We start from the raw sequence: 17,449 nt of genomic DNA on the forward strand, positions 1-17,449 counted from the left end.
GTATGCCCCCAAAAAGTAACCTGATGTTGACCTATGCCTTGCTGGTTTTCATCTGGTCCACCACACCACTGGCGATTGTCTGGAGTGTGGAAGATTTGCATCCGATGTGGGCATTGGCGATCCGCTTCTTTTTGGCTTTGCCTCTGGCCTTAGGATTATTGTGGTTATTTAAAACCAGATTACCGCTTGATCGTGTTTCCCTGCATAGTTACTTGGCGGGTGCATGCAGTTTTATCGGCTCGCAAATTTTTACTTACTGGTCTACGGATTATTTAAGTTCCGGCATCATTGCCTTAATGTTCGGCTTGGCACCCCTAATTTCAGGTCTGATTGGGCGTTTTGTCTTTCAGATGCAACTTTCGCTAAATCAATGGCTGGGAATGGGAATCGCTTTAATCGGACTTTCGGTGATCTGTCTAGGTGATGCAGATCAGCATATACAGCCAATTGGAATCGTGATCGCTCTGGTTGGTGTATTAGTTTATTGCGTATCTATGTTCTGGGTGAAGAAAATCAATGCACCAATTGATCCTATGGCACAGGCGGCCGGTTCGATTGGTTTGTCAGTCGTTTTTTCTCTGGGTATGTTGCCATTTATCTGGCAATACGCACCCACTGCTATGCCACATGCCAAGTCCTTATTTGGTCTGGTATATGCGGTAATTATGGCATCACTGATTGCGATGTTCTGTTATTTCAAACTGGTACAGAAGATTAAGCCGACGACTCTATCTTTAACCACCGTTCTGACACCGATGCTGGCCTTGCTGGTAGGTGTATTATTGAATAATGAAAAATTGCCGCTCATTGCTTTGGTGGGTGTAGTAATCTTATTGTTTGGCTTAGTGGTTTATTTCGCTAAAGAAATTAAGGCGAGCTATAAAGCCCGCCTTTAATAAAAAGATAGATACCAGTCTTAAGCAAAGCTGGCTTTCACACATTCGCCCAGTTTGACGCGATCCTGAGGATGCAGGGTAATGAAATAAGCACCCGTACGATATTTCCCGTTTTCTTCTGCACGACTGTAGGCCACCTGAGCGGTTGCCGCGATGTGGAAGAAGTTTTCCGGGTGACTTAAAGTCACATGCAGATAGGTTCCTTCACTAATCGGCTGATCACTAAAGAAGCTAAAACCAGTCTCTGAAAAGTTCACATGTTCCGGTACAGGTAACATGCTTTGTACAATTGCGTCATACAAAGAACCGGTAATAAGGTTTAATTTTTGGTTGAATAAGGATAAGATTCGAGCAATTTGTTGATCTTTTTCAGATAATTGTTCTAATTCGTAGTTAACAGCATGATCAAATTGATCTAGCTCTGCAAGTAGTAGAAAATAGCGGGGCAATACGAAATTAGCATCGTAAGGATCATTCAAGGCAACATCATCGGAAATAATCTGATAATTGATTCGTAAAGCAGCATCGATTCGAGACAGGACTCGTCTTTCAGTGAATCCGTTTGGATGCTGTACATTTTCCATAATTTATTACCTCGGACTAGATGGTTATGTTCAAACCAATCTCGCTGTATATAGGGTTGAAATATACTCGCGCACGGCGTAGTAACCACTTCATTTCTTTTATCGCATTGGTCTCAATGATCGGTCTCACGCTCGGTGTAGCAGTCCTCATTACAGTTTTGTCTGTCATGAATGGTTTTGACCGAGAGTTGAAAAATCGCGTCTTGGGGATGGTTCCTCAAGCCACTGTTTCTTCGACGCAAATTCTAACAAATTGGCCTGAACTTGCAAAGCAGATTGAGCGGCATGAACACGTTCAAGGTGTGGCTCCTTTTACCCAGTTACAGGGGATGCTCACGGCTCAAGGGCAAGTTGCCGGAATTATGGTCAGCGGAATTGAACCAAAGTATGAGAAGAAAGTTTCGATCATCCAGAACCATATGGTCGAGGGTAGTATTGATAACCTGAAAAAAGGTGAATTTGGGATTGTTTTAGGCAAACAGATGGCAGATGCCATGGGCGTAGGCTTGAACGATAATATTACCTTGGTTCTACCTGAAGCGACGCCTTCACCAGCGGGTGTTGTGCCACGTTTTAAACGCTTTAAAGTGGTTGGGATCTTCAGCATTGGTGCAGAAGTTGATTCGATGATGGGTTATATTGCCTTGAACGATGCTTCAACCTTGTTACGTCTGCCAGATGGTGCACAAGGCGTACGTATGAAGCTGGATGACATTTTCGCAGCGCCTCAGGTTTCTCAGGAAATTGTGCGTGATTTACCGGGTAACTTCTATGCCTCTGACTGGACTTATACCCACGGTAATCTGTTCAGCGCAATTCAGATGGAAAAAGCAATGGTCAGCTTATTATTATTCCTGATTGTCCTGGTCGCAGCATTTAATATCGTGTCTTCACTGGTAATGGTGGTCACAGATAAAAAATCCGACATCGCAATTTTACGTACTTTGGGTGCTTCACCTGCCACGATTACCCGAATCTTTATGGTTCAAGGTACTGTGATCGGCGTAATCGGAACTTGTGCGGGTGCCATTCTCGGGATTATTGCCGCCACCAGTATTAGTAGTTTTATTGGCTGGTTAAACAATTCACTTGGCCTGAATATGTTTGATGCTTACTTCATCAACTATTTACCTTCTTATCTGCGCTGGCAGGATGTGGTCGTGATTGTAGTTCTGTCACTTGCCTTAAGTTTCCTAGCCACTATTTATCCAGCATTCCGTGCTGCTAAAATTCAACCGGCGGAGGCATTGCGTTATGAGTAATCTGGTTCTGGATGCCCAAAATATCGAGAAATCTTTTACAGATGGAAAATCTACGGTTGATGTGATCAAAGGGATTTCATTGCAGGTAAAGGCCGGGGAATTTGTTTCTATTGTCGGTTCAAGTGGTTCCGGTAAAAGTACCTTGTTGCATATTCTGGGAGGATTGGATCGTCCTTCTGCCGGACAAGTGATGGTCAATGGCCGCCGTTTTGACAATTTATCTGAAGCAGAACGCGGCTATGTCCGTAATGAAAATTTGGGCTTTGTATATCAATTCCACCATTTATTGCCAGAGTTTACTGCACTAGAAAATGTCGCGATGCCTTTAATGCTTCGTAAAAACGTCAAGTTTAAAGAGGCTAAACAGCAGGCAGAATACTTGCTGGAGCGTGTTGGATTAACCCATCGTTTAACCCATCAACCGGGCGAACTTTCAGGGGGCGAGCGTCAGCGTGTAGCACTGGCTCGTGCCGTGGTGACCAAGCCGAAGTTAATGATGGCAGATGAGCCAACAGGTAACTTGGACCGTAAAACAGCCGATAAAATCTTTGAGTTGCTGACTGAATTACGTAGTGAATTCAATATGGCCATGTTAATTGTGACCCATGATGAACAATTGGCACATTCGGCAGACCGGATTCTACATATGCGTGATGGTCTATGGATGAATGACTAATTACAGAAATAATCTTCTTTAATTGAAGCTCACTTCGGTGGGCTTTATTATTGCCTGAAAATAATAATAAAAAAGAAAATCTTCATGTTGCAATGGTTGTGTCTGGGCTGGATTTTAGGCCTTGCCAGTATGGGAAAATCTTTTCTGAATATTGAGTTGAATTCAATCTCAGTGATATTTCTTGCTGTGCTCTTTTATTTCTGTAGTTCCAAGCTCAATACTGTTCTGAAAAAGCCCTTACATAAAGGATTGCTGGTAAGTACCTGTATTCTACTCGGGACATTTTTGGGATATGGTTATGCCAATCAACAGCTCAGCCAACGGCTATTGAATGTCGAGCATGAAGTACTGCAGAAAGACATTATCGTTTATGTCAAACGCTTGAATAAACTCGGTGAACAATCCATCCAGCAGCCTTTGGAAGTATTAAACCTCGATGGACGCACCGTAACCTGGATGGGTTTTCTACCTAAAACCTCATCGAATACTTCACAACTATCAGCGAATCATGAAAATAATGCACTTGAACTGGGGCATTATTACCGGCTGCAAGGGCAGGTACGTCCTAATCACAGTTATGCAACGCCCGGTGCTTTTGATGCTGAAAAATGGGCACTGCAACAGAATATGATGGCAGGTTTCCGGATCAAACAGATAGAGCAACTTGATTCAGCTACTGTTTCTACACTGGGGTATAGTCAGTTTATTCGAGAGCAAAGAGCTTTAACTCAGCAATTTCTACTTTGGGTAGAGAAGAAGCGGCTGCAATTAAGAGAGTTCATAGCACGACAACCTGTACAAAATAAAGGTTTGCTTCTGGCTTTGCTCACCGGAGATGAAAGCCTTTTAAATCCTGCAACTGAACAGCAATTTCGACGTATGGGTATGAGTCACTTACTGGCGATTTCCGGACCACATGTGCTGATCTTTGCCCTGATGGTCTGTACTATGCTTCGGCTACTTGTCGCACGAAGTATGCCTCAGCTTTATCTAAGATGGCCACGCCAGTATTTTCTGGCTTTACCTTTTCTGTTTTGTGTGGTGCTGTACTGTGCCTTTGTGGGTTTTGAAATCCCGGCAATCCGCACTCTGCTGATCTGTATGATTGGTGTCATCCTCATGCTGCTTCGACAAAATCTGCAGGCTTTAAAACTTCTGATTCTGAGCGCCGCCTTACTGTTATTCATTGATCCCTTTAGTATCTTGTCCGCGGCTTTCTGGCTATCCTATGGGGCCTGTTTTGTATTGCTCAGAATTTATCAGACCATTCAACAGCGACCATCCGAGCAAAATCAGACAGCAATACAAAAACTGTATTTTGCAGCTAAAGTGCTAGTGGAATCACAGTGGAAAATCTTTCTCGCTTTATTTCCTTTAATGATGCTGTTTTTTAAGCAGATTGCCTGGATCACACCGTTCAGCAATTTGGTCGCAATTCCCTGGATCGGTCTTTTGATTGTACCGATCGATATTCTGGCAGCAATTCTCTTTTTTATCGCTGAACCGGTCTCAAGCATGCTATTTCAGCTTAATGATCTGTTGCTGAATATCCTGTTGGGCTTCTTAAATCTGCTGGATCACTGGTTTAAACCGCAGTTAATTCCAGTTGCAATGAATCACTGGATGATTGGGCTATGTATTCTGTCTTTGCTGATTTTATTCTTACCACGAGGCGTATTACCAAAATCCTGGATAGCTGTCGCGGCGGTACCAGTTTGTGTTCCTCAATTTAATCATCCGCCATTTCAGCTTTCGGTGCTGGACGTCGGGCAAGGGCAGGCGATATTCTTTCGTTATGGAACTCATAACATGATGATCGATATGGGCGGTTATTATGATGAGGAAAAATTTAGTATTGGGAAGCAGGTAATCATGCCATTTCTGTCGGTACAAGGTGTTTCTCAACTGGAGCAGGTGATTTTAACGCATCTGGATCAGGACCATAGTGGTGCTTATCACAGCATTAAAGACCAGCTCAAGATTAAGAATATCTATGCCAATGAAGTGACCGAAACTGTAGCCTCTTCAAACTTTCAATTATGTTATCAGGGACAGCGGTGGCAATGGCAGAATGATGTGCAGATTAAGGTCATTGCACCAAAACTAGAACAATTAAATACTGCTAATTTCAATAAAAATGACCTGTCTTGTGTAGTGTATTTGCAGCTCAAAGATGTCTGGCCTTATCAGAATTTTCTGCTGATGGGAGATGCAGGTTGGCAGACTGAATATCAGTTACTCAAAGACTACCCCGATTTAAAAGTGGATGTCTTGGTCTTAGGCCATCATGGCAGTCAGCACAGTTCAGCTTATCAATTCTTGCAGCACTATCGTCCTAAACTGGCGATTGCGTCTGCTGGAAAATTTAATCGTTACGGGCATCCAAGTCAGTTGACTCAACAGCGTCTCAAAGAATTGGATATTCCTCTATTGACTACAGCAGAGCATGGCAGCCTGCATTTTCATCAGCAAGGAACTCAAATCATTCTAGAAACTGAAAGAAGTCGCTGGAAATGGTTACAAAAACAAAATCTAACTGACTGATTCTAGAGATGGTTCAACAGCAGCCAGATTAGAAGTTTTTAACTGGTTCACTTTGGACAAAGCTTGGTTATGATCAAGCTTATAAATATTTCCCAGATCTTCGTGAGCTCTAAAGCGTTTATAGCTCCAGTGATAATGTTCAGGATGACGCTGAATCAGGTTTTCAATCGTGTTGATGATGATGCCTGTACCTTGATTAGCATTTCCCTGATAAATTTTTTCATCTATGGCCTCGATATGAATATCAAAGCCAGCATCCTCATTACGCAGGGCATAAAGGAACAGGGCACGAGCTTTAGTTTTCTGGATCAGCTTGGCACTCAGATTGCTGGTAGCTAGAGGAACACCAAAGTAAGGAATATATTCACCGCCAACGTTGGGTGTATGATCCGGCAGAATGACAGTGGTGCCACCTTGCTTCAAGGCTTTGAAAATCTGTCGTACACCAGACTCATCTGTCGGCACCAGATTGGCCTGTTCGCGACTACGAGCTGCACGTACAAACTGATCCGCTGCCTGATTTTTTACAGGCTTATACATGATGGTCATTGAAGTGAATTGCGCAACATAGGCATTCATGATTTCCCAAGTGCCAAAGTGCGGCACAATTAGTACCAGACCTTTATTTTGTGCCAAGGCATCATGCAGTAAATCTTCGCCTATAACCTTATGCACTCTCTCAATATTTTTCTGATTACTCGAACCCCAAATACTGAAAAATTCGAAATAAGACATCAGTTCATTGCGAATCGCGGCACGGGTAATCCGTTCTCTTTCCTGTGTCGACAGTTCAGACAAACTGATCTCAAGGTTCAGGCGAATTACATCAGAAGTTTTAGAAACTTTAAAAATATTAACGATTAAGGCAAGAATACGCGCAATCCATCGGGAAACTGAAAGCGGTTGGCGGCTAATATATTTGAGTAAACCGTAAGCTGAATTCTTTGAGCTGCGTTCAGTCATTGAGTTGTAATATTGATAAAATAAAAAAGAATAGCACTTATTATAGGCGAAAACGGTTTCTTTAGACAGAATTACCCTTTTCGGTGTATATAATGGGTTCAATATAAATTAATTTATTGGATTATTTATGTCCGATTGGCCACCAAAACCTGAAAATCAAATACAAAATACGCAACAACCAGTTAAACCGACTGGCCCAGAATGGAAACTGCTGGAAAAAGCAGTTTTAGCTTCAGTAGAAGAGCAACGACGGGCACGTCGCTGGGGGATCTTCTTTAAATTTCTAACCTTTGCTTATCTGCTGGTTGTCATTCTTGCGCTGGGTAAAGGCTGTAGCATGAGTGCTTCTGATCCAAGTGCAGGCGCAGGTGCACACATTGCTGTGGTTGATATTATTGGCACGATTGCCGCAGACAAGCAAAGCGTAAATAGTAGCAATACCATCAAATCACTCAAAAAAGCCTTTGAAAACAAGCAAAGTAAGGCTGTTGTTTTAAATATTAATTCACCGGGTGGTTCACCAGTCCAGTCAGATGAAATCTGGCAGGAAATCCAGTATCTGAAAAAACAGCATCCTGAGAAAAAACTCTATGCCGTGATTGGTGATACCGGAGCTTCTGGTGCTTACTATATTGCATCCGCTGCAGATGAAATCATTGTCAATCCATCGAGTCTGGTCGGTTCAATTGGTGTGATCATGCCGAACTATGGTGTGAATAACCTGCTGCAAAAACTTGGAGTTGAAGACCGCACCATGACTTCAGGTGAAAATAAAGCTTTGCTGTCCATGACACAGCCGGTTGATCCTGTGCAAAAAGCGCATGTACAAGGTGTGCTGGATAATGTGCATGGTCACTTTATTAATGCTGTAAAGCAGGGACGTGGAGCTAAATTAAAATCGACTGATCCTGCTATTTTCTCAGGTCTATTCTGGACCGGTGAACAGGCGGTGAAATTGGGTATTGCAGACCGTATTGGCAGTTTAAATACTTTGAAGCGTGAACTAAAAACTGAAAAAGCACTGAACTACACTATTGAATATAGTCCATTTGAGTCAGTACTGGGTCGTATGGGTTCATCGATTGGTGAAGGAATTGCAACTTCAGTGGCACAGAAACTTCAGTCAGAAAATAAAACGACCTTACAATGAAACCATTGATTCATTTTGCGCACGCCAATGGCGTGCCATCTAAAGTCTATCAAAAGCTGTTTGAAGGACTACAAGATGATTACGATATTATCTATGTGCCGTTATTAGGGCCTGATAAGCGTTATCCGATTGATAATCACTGGAAAAGTCTGACTCAGCAGGTGATTGACAGTATTGTGCGCCAATCTCATGGACGTCCGGTAATTGGTTTGGGGCATTCATTAGGTTCAGTCCTGAGTTTTCAGGCCTCCTTACAGCGTCCGGAACTTTTTTCGCAAATGATTATGCTTGATCCGCCGATGATCATGGGCAAAGAAGCCTTTGCGTTGCATATTGCAAAAACTTTTCGCTTAAAAGCACTGGACCAGATGTCACCTGCAGGTTTGTCGAAACGCCGTCGTGATCATTGGGAGTCTCGGGAACAGGCAGCTGAACTGTTACGTCCAAAAGGCTTTTATCAGGATTTTGATGCAGATTGCTTCCAGGCTTATATTGACTATGCTTTAAAGGATGATCCGGTTCGAGGTGGAGTTGAACTCACTATTCCTAAAATGGATGAAGTGAATATCTTTAGAACCAATCCATCGCTATGGTGGTTACCTCAGGCAAAACCAAAAGTACCAGTACATCTGGTGGTTGCCAAGAAAGGTCCATTTTTGGCGCGCAGATTTCCGCAGCAAGTGCAAAAGAAATTTGGCATTCCATTTACAGTAGTAGATGGTGGGCATATGTTCCCATTAGAGCAGCCTGAGCAAGTAGCGAGTCTGGTCAAACAACTGATTCAGCAACTGTCTGCTTAAAGTTCACCTCATCTAAAGAAATAAAAAAACGCATCCGAGGATGCGTTTTTTATATTTGGACTTTTAGAATTTGCAGAATTGAACAGGTTCTTGCATTTTTGCATTACGATACAACACACCTTGTTCAGTATGTTGAATTGTCCCATTACAGATCCATTCTACCACTTGTGGGTAAATCAGATGTTCCAGTACATGTACCCGCTGAGCTAAAGTGTGAGCCGTATCTTGATGCGATACTTTTAACACACCCTGTGCTAAGGCTTGGCCGGCATCCAGTTCAGGAGTGACATAATGCACTGTACAACCATGCAGAACATCACCAGTATTCAGGACACGCTGATGGGTATGCATGCCTTTGTAATGTGGCAAAAGAGAAGGGTGAATATTCAGCATTTTCCCTTCCCAGGCTTTCACAAATTTTTCACTTAAAATTCGCATAAAGCCCGCAAGTACCACTAGATCAACATCCCAGTCCAGAAGCTGCTGATGCATGACATCATCAAAAGCTTCCCGGCTTGGATACTGCTTATGTTCAATGACTGCGGTCGGAATTCCTGCTTTATGAGCGCGCTCTAAAGCAAATGCTTCAGGCTTGTTGGAAAGCACTCCGACAATTTCCCCTGACAGATTGGCATCTATCAGGGCTTGCAGGTTCGATCCACTGCCTGAAACAAGTACAGCAATTTTAATCATGCGAATTACGCGAAGATCACACGGATTTTTTCGTCAGCGCCTTCTACAGACTCGGCATTATCTGCAATATGACCCATGGTCCATGCTTTCTCACCCAAACCGTTGAGTAACTCTACAGTTTTGTCTGCTTCGGCTGCATCAACAACAAGAACCATACCTACGCCACAGTTAAAGGTACGATACATTTCAAACTGTTCTACACCGCCTTCGCGTTGAAGGAGTTTGAACAGCTCAGGCCATTCCCAAGAAGATTCATTTACGACTGCTTGAGCACCGTTTGGTAATACGCGAGGCAGGTTGCCTGGCAAACCGCCACCCGTGATGTGTGCCATCGCATGTACATCAACCTGTTTTAGCAGTTCAAGAATAGATTTCACATAAATGCGTGTTGGTTCCATTGCAACATCAGCAAGTGGACGACCATCAACGATTTGATTCAGGTCAACATTTTTAACTTCAAGAATTTTACGAAGCAACGAATAACCGTTTGAGTGTGCACCAGAAGATGCAACACCAATAAGTACATCACCCGCTTTTACTTTAGAGCCATCAATAATTTTGCTTTGCTCAACTACACCGACACAGAAGCCTGCAAGATCGTAATCTTCACCTTCGTACATGCCTGGCATTTCAGCAGTTTCACCACCAACCAGTGCACAGCCTGCAAGTTCACAGCCAGCACCGATTCCTGTTACGACATTTGCAGCCACGTCCACATTTAGGTGACCAGTCGCATAATAGTCCAAGAAGAAGAGTGGTTCAGCACCACAAACGAGAAGGTCGTTCACACACATTGCAACCAGATCTTGACCAATGGTGTCATGACGGTTCAAATTCAGTGCCAGACGTAATTTTGTACCAACACCATCTGTGCCTGATACGAGAACAGGTTCTTCATAACCTTTAGGGATTTTACAAAGGGCGCCGAAACCGCCTAATCCGCCCATTACTTCAGGACGTTTAGTACGCTTAGCGACGGACTTGATTCGGTCGACTAACGCGTCGCCCGCTTCAATATCGACACCTGCATCTTTGTAGCTTAAACCAGTGTTTGGGGTAGAAGTTGAGTTGCTCATAATGAAGTCTCCGCATTCGCGCGGGGGATTATAACCTGAATATGCAAAACTCTTATGGTATTTATGCCCTAAAATGCTATCTTTATTAAAATATTTTACTTTTTATAACGATTAATAGAGAGAAGGCGAAACTTTATGGTAGATCGCACATTGCGTCGCGTGTTTATCCTAGCTGGGATAGCTTTGTTGTTGTGGATTCTATATTTACTAAAACCCGTTGTAATTCCATTTGTTGCAGCGTTTTTAATGGCTTATCTGTTCAGCCCGCTGGTAGATAAACTGCACGATATCGGTCTGCCGCGTTGGCTCTCTATTAGTATCGTTTTTACTGGAATCGGGATCGTTATGATCCTGGCGATCTGGTATCTGGTGCCGTTGATCTGGCAGCAGCTGATTTATGCGCGTGACAATATACCTGCGGTCATTGGCTGGATTAATTCAACCTTTTTGCCATGGTTGTCGAATACCTTCAATGTCGTTGAAATGGAAATTGATACCACACAGATTTCTGATGTGGTCATGGACTATGTGCAAACCAATTATAGTGCTGACAGTATTCAGGCCTTCCTGCTACGCCTTGCACAATCTGGAATTAACTTCTTGCAGATTGGCGGTACGATTGTCCTGATTCCAATTATTGCATTCTATTTCCTGCTGGATTGGGATCGTATGCTGGAAAGCTTGCGTCGCCTGATTCCACGCCCTTATGAAGAAAGCACCTTAAGAATTGTAGGTGAATGCCACAGTGTGCTGGGCGCCTTTGTCAAAGGACAGTTTCTGGTGATGATTCTGCTGGGAATTGTTTATGCAGTGGGCTTACAACTGATTGGTCTTGAAGTCGGTTTGATTATCGGTATGGTGGCAGGCCTGGCCAGTATTATTCCTTATCTGGGCTTTGCTGTCGGTATTATTGCGGCTGTGATTGCAACTTTCCTGCAGTTTGGGATTGACTGGTGGCAACTGGTTCTGGTTGGTGTGGTCTTTATGGTCGGTCAGGCGGTAGAAGGTTATGTACTGCAACCATTCCTGCTTGGCGATAAAATTGGCTTATCACCAGTAGCAGTTGTATTTGCGGTACTGGCGGGTGCTCAACTGGCGGGTTTCATGGGAATGCTGATTGCATTGCCGGTTGCAGCCGTCATTGTGGTTCTATTGCGACATGCACGTGAATATTACGAACATACACACTTTTATGGAAATCAGGCTGTCATTATGAATGATCCGGCTACAGGTTCCATAAGCGTAGAAACTTCAGACTTAGATGTTGATATTGAAATGAAAAAGTCAGAAGCAAAACCACTGCAAGAGGGAGAGAAATCAAGTAAGATGGATGTACCTCTTCATAAAGACTCATAAGGCCATCAGAATCATATGCGTCAATTGCAGCTAGATATAGAACCTCAACTCGATGCTCGAATTAGTGATTTTTCGGGCCCGGGATGGGGGCATGTAATTGATGCAGTCCGACAGCTGCATGCAGGCCTAATCAGCCGCTTTTATGTGTATGGCGGAGCTGGAACAGGGAAAAGTCACTTACTCTCTGCCATTTGTGATTCTTATCTGGAAATCGGTAAGACTGCTATACAGGTGTCTTTGCTGGAGCTTCTGGATGCGCCTACTGAAGCGATTACTTCGCTGGACCGGTTTGACCTGATCGCACTGGATGATATTGAAGCCATTAGTGGGGTTCCACACTGGCAACGCGCCGTTTTTCACTTGATTAATTATAATGATGAAGGCGGTGGTCAGCTGGTATTTTCTTCCCGTTTTGCACCCATTGAGTTAAAGCTTGAATTGCCCGATTTGCAGTCCCGACTCACGCAGGCAGTTAGTGTCCGTGTCCCAAATGGCAGTCTTTATGCGGACCGATTTGCCTTGGTGTCCTCGGTATTGGACCGACGTGGTATTCATCTTGACCCACAGATTTTTGATTATTTGCTAAATCACGGACCACATCAAACTTCCGTGCTTCTACAAACATTAGAACAGATTATTCAATTACTTAAAGGCGAAAAGCTGAAGGTCAGCAATGCTAACCTGCGGCAGATTTATGCATTAATTGATGAATATCGTTAAATTATAAAACATCTTGAGTAATTACTCAGTCTATGCGAAAGTAAGGCAAAATAATTCGCTGTTGCAAGGAAGATGCAACTTTAGAAGAAAAAGAAAGAAATAAAAAATTAAGGAGAAGGGTATGCTCAAGAAGAGCATAGGCATGGCTTTGCTATGTATGGCGGGGCAGGCATATAGTGCAGAAATTATTGTAACTACCACAGAAGATATTGAAAAAGATGACAAGGAATGTTCACTTCGAGAAGCTGTTGAATATGTGAATCGTGGCCTGGCTAAAGAAGGTTATATGGGCTGTGGTGGCGAAAATGCTATTGGCACCATTATCTTAAAAGAAAAAACGACCTATGTACTGAATAAGCATATCCCGATCAAGAAATCAGTAACGATTAAATCTATCGCAGAAGTAGATGGTGAATTTAGTAGTACCGATAAGGTAATGGGGTTATATAACGCTCATATTCAAATGAAAGGGACAGATAATCTCTTCCGTATTAGCAATGATGAAGAGCTGATTCAAGTCAATTTAAAAGAACTCGACCTTGAAGGTTGCGGTAAAAGCAGCTGTGCCGAACAAGGTGGCCTAATTCATAATAAAGGTAAATTGGTGATTGATTACAGCCGCTTATACAAGGGAGCTGCGAGTCAAGGTGGTGCCATTTATAATGTGGGGAAATTTGGCCAGAATCTGATTGCTTTTGCCGAAATAAAAACCAGCCTGATTGAAAATAATCAGGCGCAACAGGGTGGCATACTCTATAGCCAGCTTCCATACTTTCTGGTTTATCAAAGCGTTTTAAAGAATAACCAGACGCTGAATAATAATGCTACCAATATTTATACAGCGGGCCAAGTCGATAATCCTGCCGATATTCAATCCATTAATGCTGAAGTCCTAAGCAGTACCCTGTTAAAAAATAAGGGAGCACTGATCAATGTGATTGATGGGGTGGGAATCAACAACCTGACTATAGTGGATAATACAGGTACAGCACTACGTATTAGTGCCCCGAATGGTAAAGCCTATGTGGCGAACAGTATTATTTTAAGAAATGGTACGCAGGATTGTCAGATTGAAACTACGGATAAAAGTACGATTCACAATAACCTGGTAACAGCATCTTGTGGTACAGGTGATGCTGCGTATCCAAACCAGATCTGGACAGGTACTCGCTTGTTTGCAGAGGCTTCAGATCAAAGTGAAGGTGTCTGTCTAAATTTAAAACAAAATAGCGATGCTATTCTATGTCCTTATAGCGTTCCTAAAGATCAGTTCTTGGGCTATCTACGTCCTCGTATCCTGTTGAATTATAATCAGGTTAGTGATTCACCGATTGTAAATAGAGGGACTAGCTACAATAGCAGCAATCCTTCAGTCAGCTGTGAGGCGTCAGACCAACGCGGTGTAGACCGTTTACTGGATAACTTATTTTGTGACCGTGGTGCGATTGAAATTACAGTTCCAACATCTACCAGTCTGGTTGGACAGGATCTTCTAAAAGGAGAGACTGCAAAGTTTTCAATTGAATCTGCTTTAGGAGATAGTGATTTAATTCCTAAAGAGCAATGCAATAACATTATTGGAGAGAATCCAAAGGGTGAGCCTTGGCAAGATGGCTGCTTACAGGTTATCCAAACCAAAACTGTTTCCAAGGGCAAAACAGTCATTGATATTGATGGGAATGTTGTTTATACCCCAGATTCACAATGGCATGGTGCTGACATTTTTGAAATTCAGGTAGTTACTTCATCTACACGATTTAATAAGTCCAAACCTTATCTGGTTTTAAGTACCCAGATTGTACAGGAACCTAAAAATGAAATGAAAGACAAGTCTGTGAAAACCTCTGGTGGGGCATGGGGAATCGCTGGCTTAATGGGCTTGATAGGGTTGATCGGCCTACGTCGCAGATTAAAAGATTAAGGAAAAATCATGAAAAATTATAAAAAAGGACTGCTTGCAGCCATGATTTTATCTGCCATGAGTTTAATGGCAGCCGAAGATAAAACCATATATGTCACTACATTTGCTGACGAGGACGGGGAAAATACCAATGCCTGTTCCTTGCGTGAAGCCATTAAGACAGCCAAGCTGGATAAATCCTATGGAGGATGCAATGTTGGCCGTACATTGCGTAATGATGGTTCCGCTCCAGATGTCATCCAACTCGAAGCTGGGGAATACAAACTCAATAGTGAAATTATTGTTGAATCCCATGTCAATATTTTGGGAAAATCACCCTTCAATTATACTCAAAGAAGCCCTATTACCTTTTTATATCCAACACGTGAGGCTTTAACAACCACCATTTCAGGCCAAGGGAAAACTCGCTTATTTAATACGGTCGCTAGCCAAGCCAGCATGGTGGTAAATGGTGTCATCCTGAAAGATGGTTATGCTGCAAAAACCAGTCTGGATAAAGGTAATGGTGGAACATTTTATGTCGCCGGTCCTCTAAGCCTCGTGAATAGTGAAATTGTAAATTCACGAGCGGCTGCAGAAGGGGGAGCAATTTATGCAGTAGCGATGAATAATGAAAAAGTTATCAGGATTCAGGATTCCTTAATTCATCAGAATAAAGCAGCTACATATGGCAGTGTCTTGGCTATGGATTGTGTGGGGAATTTGGGCAGTACAGAGACCAAGCTAGAAATTAGCGCAAGCAGCATTGTCAAAAATGGTTCTACTGATACGGCCAGTATTCTGGACTTCTGTGGTTATGCCAAAGCTGATATTAGTAACTCTACGATTGCAAAAAATACGACCAGTACTACAGGTCATATTTTCCGAATGGCTAATGAAATCAGCCGTCCATTAAGTTCTTTCTTCACTTTTAGTGCCATTAATAACACGATTGTCGAAAATACTGCTCGCTCTACCATCTTTTATGACAATACTGGTAATTCGAGTCTGGCTTATAACGTGTTGGCCTTTAACCAGGGCTTGTCTTGTGAATATGCCTTGAATGGTGGGAATCCAAGTAAAGAACAAGGTGTAGATTTATTTACTGCTTATAATGCGATTCATACAAGTGGTTCCTCACGCTGTATATTACCTGAACTGGCAGAAAACAGTGTTTCAACGAATATTGATGTATCCAGTAATCAGATCACAGATCTATTAACTGCTTATATCGAACCTTCTGTAAATAACCGTTATTTAGGGATGTATTATCCTATTGATCGACAATCGAATACGGATCTGGTCAATATCGGTACAGAAAGTTGTGAAGAAACTGATCAGCGTGGAATTGAGCGGTTGACTAAGGCAACCTTATTATTTAATCCGGACGCAAAAAATTCCTGTGAAATTGGGTCGGTAGAAATCCGGCGCTTAACTGCAGCAGATATTTCTGGCCTAAAAAATAGTTCTTTAACAGAGTTGCTGGATTATTATCAGGAAAATATTGATGATATTAATTCTATTCTGGCCGATAAGAATACAAAACCTGAGGAAATACAGGGCTTAAAGGAAGAGCTAAAAGAATATGAGGATCTTTTAAAATATACCAAGCAATACCAGAAATATCGTGCCATATACGTTAATCCATTTAGTTTGGTCATGCCTCAAGAAACTTTGAATAATTCTCAAGTACAAGCTAAAGCATTAAATTCACAAAATTATGAAATTAAAGTGCAATCTTTAGGTGTAGGGTCTTTATCTGGATCAGGCAGTTCATTAATTGTTCAAGGTGCGCCTAATGATCCAAATTTAAAATGTGAATGGAAGCCTGACTTAAACCGTATCATGATGTATCGTACTGATGGCAAAGTAACCAGTCTCTCGGATACGGAGTATTGCCGTTATACAATTAAAGACAAGCAGACAGGTGCCAGCAGTACAGGTATTTTGCAGGGCGCATTTGTAAATATTAAACCGATTGTAAAAAATGATGAATATAGAATTAGCGCAGAAAATAATCTGACCGTAACTGTGAATCCATTAGAGAATGACAGCGATGATGGTGATGGTCCACGGATGAATGGCAAGGCTGCTTTCTATCGTGATAAAGATGGTCGTGAGATTCCAATTCGCATTGTCAAGCTTCCTGCTGGAGTAATCCTTTCTGCAGAGCGAGAAGGACCATGCCCAGGGAATTTTGCAGGTGAAACCTGTTATGGTGGAAAATTGACTTTTAGTGTGAAAAATACTTTTAGTCAGTCAGATTATGATATGCAGTATCATGTTTTTGATGCAGATGAGTTGATGTCAGATACAGCAAGAATTAACTTAAAAAATACGGCTAAAAATACCAATACATCATCAAGTGGTGGTGGTTCATTTGGAATTTGGGGATTGTTCGGATTATTAGGTCTGGCAGGATATCGCCGAGTTAGAAAATAATTGCAGCATGAAAAAAGCCTCCAGATGGAGTAATGCCAGTCAGTTAAGAGATTGACTGGCATTTTTTTGGGTATTTCTGTGGTTTCCCTTTCACAACTCGTGGGTAGTTTCTACTTCTTTTTTTCGGTAAAACATACCTTTTAGATTTTTCCATTAAACTTTCTAGATGTTTAGGCAAATTACCTGCGGAAGCCAAAGAATCAAACTTCAATAGGTTAAGGATAGCAATAGAGGTAATATGAAAGCTCATTCTCAAAGGACTGACTTTTGCACGTTGCGCCATATATTTCATTTGTCTTCTTAGAATATTATAGGCAATAAAGACTCCCCATAATTCTTGATAAATCAAGGCAGGTTGTTTACTCCTTAAATGCTTCCCTTCCTGTA

The 17,449-nt window shown here is 42.2% G+C and carries 14 protein-coding genes and 1 pseudogene; 10 read left to right on the plus strand and 5 right to left on the minus strand.

Going from position 1 to position 17,449, the window contains the following annotated elements:
- Positions 1-2 precede the first annotated feature (2 nt).
- Positions 3-896 (plus strand): DMT family transporter, encoded by an 894-nt coding sequence (locus FTV14_RS01065; protein WP_159124051.1) that lies wholly within the window; start codon positions 3-5, stop codon positions 894-896.
- 20 nt (positions 897-916) lie between these two features.
- Here FTV14_RS01065 and FTV14_RS01070 read toward each other — a convergent pair whose 3' ends face one another.
- Positions 917-1,480, minus strand: a complete 564-nt coding sequence (locus FTV14_RS01070; RefSeq protein WP_159124050.1) for a PilZ domain-containing protein — start codon at positions 1,478-1,480, stop codon at positions 917-919.
- Between the two features lie 26 nt (positions 1,481-1,506).
- On the opposite strand from FTV14_RS01070, the gene FTV14_RS01075 reads away from it, so the two are divergent.
- The 3 genes from FTV14_RS01075 to FTV14_RS01085 all read left to right on the plus strand — a co-directional run bounded on the left by FTV14_RS01075 (position 1,507) and on the right by FTV14_RS01085 (position 5,962).
- Positions 1,507-2,742 carry a lipoprotein-releasing ABC transporter permease subunit gene (locus tag FTV14_RS01075; protein ID WP_179992665.1) on the plus strand — a complete coding sequence of 412 codons (1,236 nt, stop codon included), beginning with the start codon at positions 1,507-1,509 and terminating at the stop codon, positions 2,740-2,742.
- A complete protein-coding gene (gene lolD, locus FTV14_RS01080; protein WP_159124049.1) occupies positions 2,735-3,418 on the plus strand; it encodes a lipoprotein-releasing ABC transporter ATP-binding protein LolD in 684 nt (227 codons plus the stop codon). The genes FTV14_RS01075 and lolD overlap by 8 nt, the downstream gene beginning before the upstream one ends.
- 84 nt (positions 3,419-3,502) lie before the next feature.
- Positions 3,503-5,962: a DNA internalization-related competence protein ComEC/Rec2 gene (locus tag FTV14_RS01085; protein ID WP_180053139.1), complete on the plus strand. Its 2,460-nt coding sequence runs from the start codon at positions 3,503-3,505 to the stop codon at positions 5,960-5,962.
- Here the strand turns inward: FTV14_RS01085 and FTV14_RS01090 are convergent.
- A complete protein-coding gene (locus tag FTV14_RS01090; RefSeq protein WP_179992666.1) occupies positions 5,951-6,925 on the minus strand; it encodes a lysophospholipid acyltransferase family protein in 975 nt (324 codons plus the stop codon). The genes FTV14_RS01085 and FTV14_RS01090 overlap by 12 nt on opposite strands.
- 127 nt (positions 6,926-7,052) lie before the next feature.
- Between FTV14_RS01090 and sppA the strand changes: the two genes are divergently transcribed.
- Positions 7,053-8,075: a signal peptide peptidase SppA gene (gene sppA, locus FTV14_RS01095; RefSeq protein ID WP_180010670.1), complete on the plus strand. Its 1,023-nt coding sequence runs from the start codon at positions 7,053-7,055 to the stop codon at positions 8,073-8,075.
- Complete coding sequence (locus tag FTV14_RS01100) at positions 8,072-8,875, plus strand: alpha/beta fold hydrolase (protein ID WP_179992668.1); 804 nt, start codon at positions 8,072-8,074, stop codon at positions 8,873-8,875. The genes sppA and FTV14_RS01100 overlap by 4 nt, the downstream gene beginning before the upstream one ends.
- A 63-nt stretch (positions 8,876-8,938) precedes the next feature.
- On the opposite strand, the gene purN is transcribed toward FTV14_RS01100, so the two are convergent.
- Complete coding sequence (gene purN / locus FTV14_RS01105) at positions 8,939-9,568, minus strand: phosphoribosylglycinamide formyltransferase (protein ID WP_179992669.1); 630 nt, start codon at positions 9,566-9,568, stop codon at positions 8,939-8,941.
- A gap of 5 nt (positions 9,569-9,573) precedes the next feature.
- On the minus strand, positions 9,574-10,644 hold the full coding sequence (gene purM, locus FTV14_RS01110) for a phosphoribosylformylglycinamidine cyclo-ligase (RefSeq protein ID WP_159124044.1): 1,071 nt from the start codon (positions 10,642-10,644) through the stop codon (positions 9,574-9,576).
- A 135-nt stretch (positions 10,645-10,779) separates the two neighbouring features.
- On the opposite strand from purM, the gene cxpE reads away from it, so the two are divergent.
- The 4 genes from cxpE (at position 10,780) to FTV14_RS01130 (ending at position 17,062) form a co-directional block, all read left to right on the plus strand.
- Complete coding sequence (gene cxpE / locus FTV14_RS01115; protein WP_180010672.1) at positions 10,780-12,000, plus strand: chloramphenicol efflux transporter CxpE; 1,221 nt, start codon at positions 10,780-10,782, stop codon at positions 11,998-12,000.
- Positions 12,001-12,015: 15 nt separating this feature from the next.
- Positions 12,016-12,720, plus strand: a complete 705-nt coding sequence (gene hda / locus FTV14_RS01120; RefSeq protein WP_159124042.1) for a DnaA regulatory inactivator Hda — start codon at positions 12,016-12,018, stop codon at positions 12,718-12,720.
- Between the two features lie 121 nt (positions 12,721-12,841).
- A complete protein-coding gene (gene rbtA, locus FTV14_RS01125) occupies positions 12,842-14,641 on the plus strand; it encodes a rhombotarget A (protein ID WP_159124041.1) in 1,800 nt (599 codons plus the stop codon).
- A 9-nt stretch (positions 14,642-14,650) separates the two neighbouring features.
- Positions 14,651-17,062 (plus strand): CSLREA domain-containing protein, encoded by a 2,412-nt coding sequence (locus FTV14_RS01130; protein ID WP_180025623.1) that lies wholly within the window; start codon positions 14,651-14,653, stop codon positions 17,060-17,062.
- Positions 17,063-17,105: 43 nt separating this feature from the next.
- Here FTV14_RS01130 and FTV14_RS01135 read toward each other — a convergent pair.
- Positions 17,106-17,449 (minus strand): annotated as a pseudogene (locus tag FTV14_RS01135) (DDE transposase); the annotation flags it as partial.

Origin of the sequence: Acinetobacter sp. YH12236 (genome assembly GCF_013417645.1) — a bacterium.
In the GTDB taxonomy this organism is placed as follows: Bacteria; Pseudomonadota; Gammaproteobacteria; order Pseudomonadales; family Moraxellaceae; genus Acinetobacter.

What these genes read in the sequence shown, in the direction of transcription:
- purN (WP_179992669.1), bottom strand. Translation starts at nt 9,568, where the DNA reads ATGATTAAAATTGCTGTACTTGTTTCAGGCAGTGGATCGAACCTGCAA.
- purM (WP_159124044.1), bottom strand. Translation starts at nt 10,644, where the DNA reads ATGAGCAACTCAACTTCTACCCCAAACACTGGTTTAAGCTACAAAGAT.
- FTV14_RS01090 (WP_179992666.1), bottom strand. Translation starts at nt 6,925, where the DNA reads ATGACTGAACGCAGCTCAAAGAATTCAGCTTACGGTTTACTCAAATAT.
- FTV14_RS01130 (WP_180025623.1), top strand. Translation starts at nt 14,651, where the DNA reads ATGAAAAATTATAAAAAAGGACTGCTTGCAGCCATGATTTTATCTGCC.
- cxpE (WP_180010672.1), top strand. Translation starts at nt 10,780, where the DNA reads ATGGTAGATCGCACATTGCGTCGCGTGTTTATCCTAGCTGGGATAGCT.
- lolD (WP_159124049.1), top strand. Translation starts at nt 2,735, where the DNA reads ATGAGTAATCTGGTTCTGGATGCCCAAAATATCGAGAAATCTTTTACA.
- rbtA (WP_159124041.1), top strand. Translation starts at nt 12,842, where the DNA reads ATGCTCAAGAAGAGCATAGGCATGGCTTTGCTATGTATGGCGGGGCAG.
- sppA (WP_180010670.1), top strand. Translation starts at nt 7,053, where the DNA reads ATGTCCGATTGGCCACCAAAACCTGAAAATCAAATACAAAATACGCAA.
- FTV14_RS01085 (WP_180053139.1), top strand. Translation starts at nt 3,503, where the DNA reads ATGTTGCAATGGTTGTGTCTGGGCTGGATTTTAGGCCTTGCCAGTATG.
- FTV14_RS01075 (WP_179992665.1), top strand. Translation starts at nt 1,507, where the DNA reads ATGTTCAAACCAATCTCGCTGTATATAGGGTTGAAATATACTCGCGCA.
- hda (WP_159124042.1), top strand. Translation starts at nt 12,016, where the DNA reads ATGCGTCAATTGCAGCTAGATATAGAACCTCAACTCGATGCTCGAATT.
- FTV14_RS01100 (WP_179992668.1), top strand. Translation starts at nt 8,072, where the DNA reads ATGAAACCATTGATTCATTTTGCGCACGCCAATGGCGTGCCATCTAAA.
- FTV14_RS01070 (WP_159124050.1), bottom strand. Translation starts at nt 1,480, where the DNA reads ATGGAAAATGTACAGCATCCAAACGGATTCACTGAAAGACGAGTCCTG.
- FTV14_RS01065 (WP_159124051.1), top strand. Translation starts at nt 3, where the DNA reads ATGCCCCCAAAAAGTAACCTGATGTTGACCTATGCCTTGCTGGTTTTC.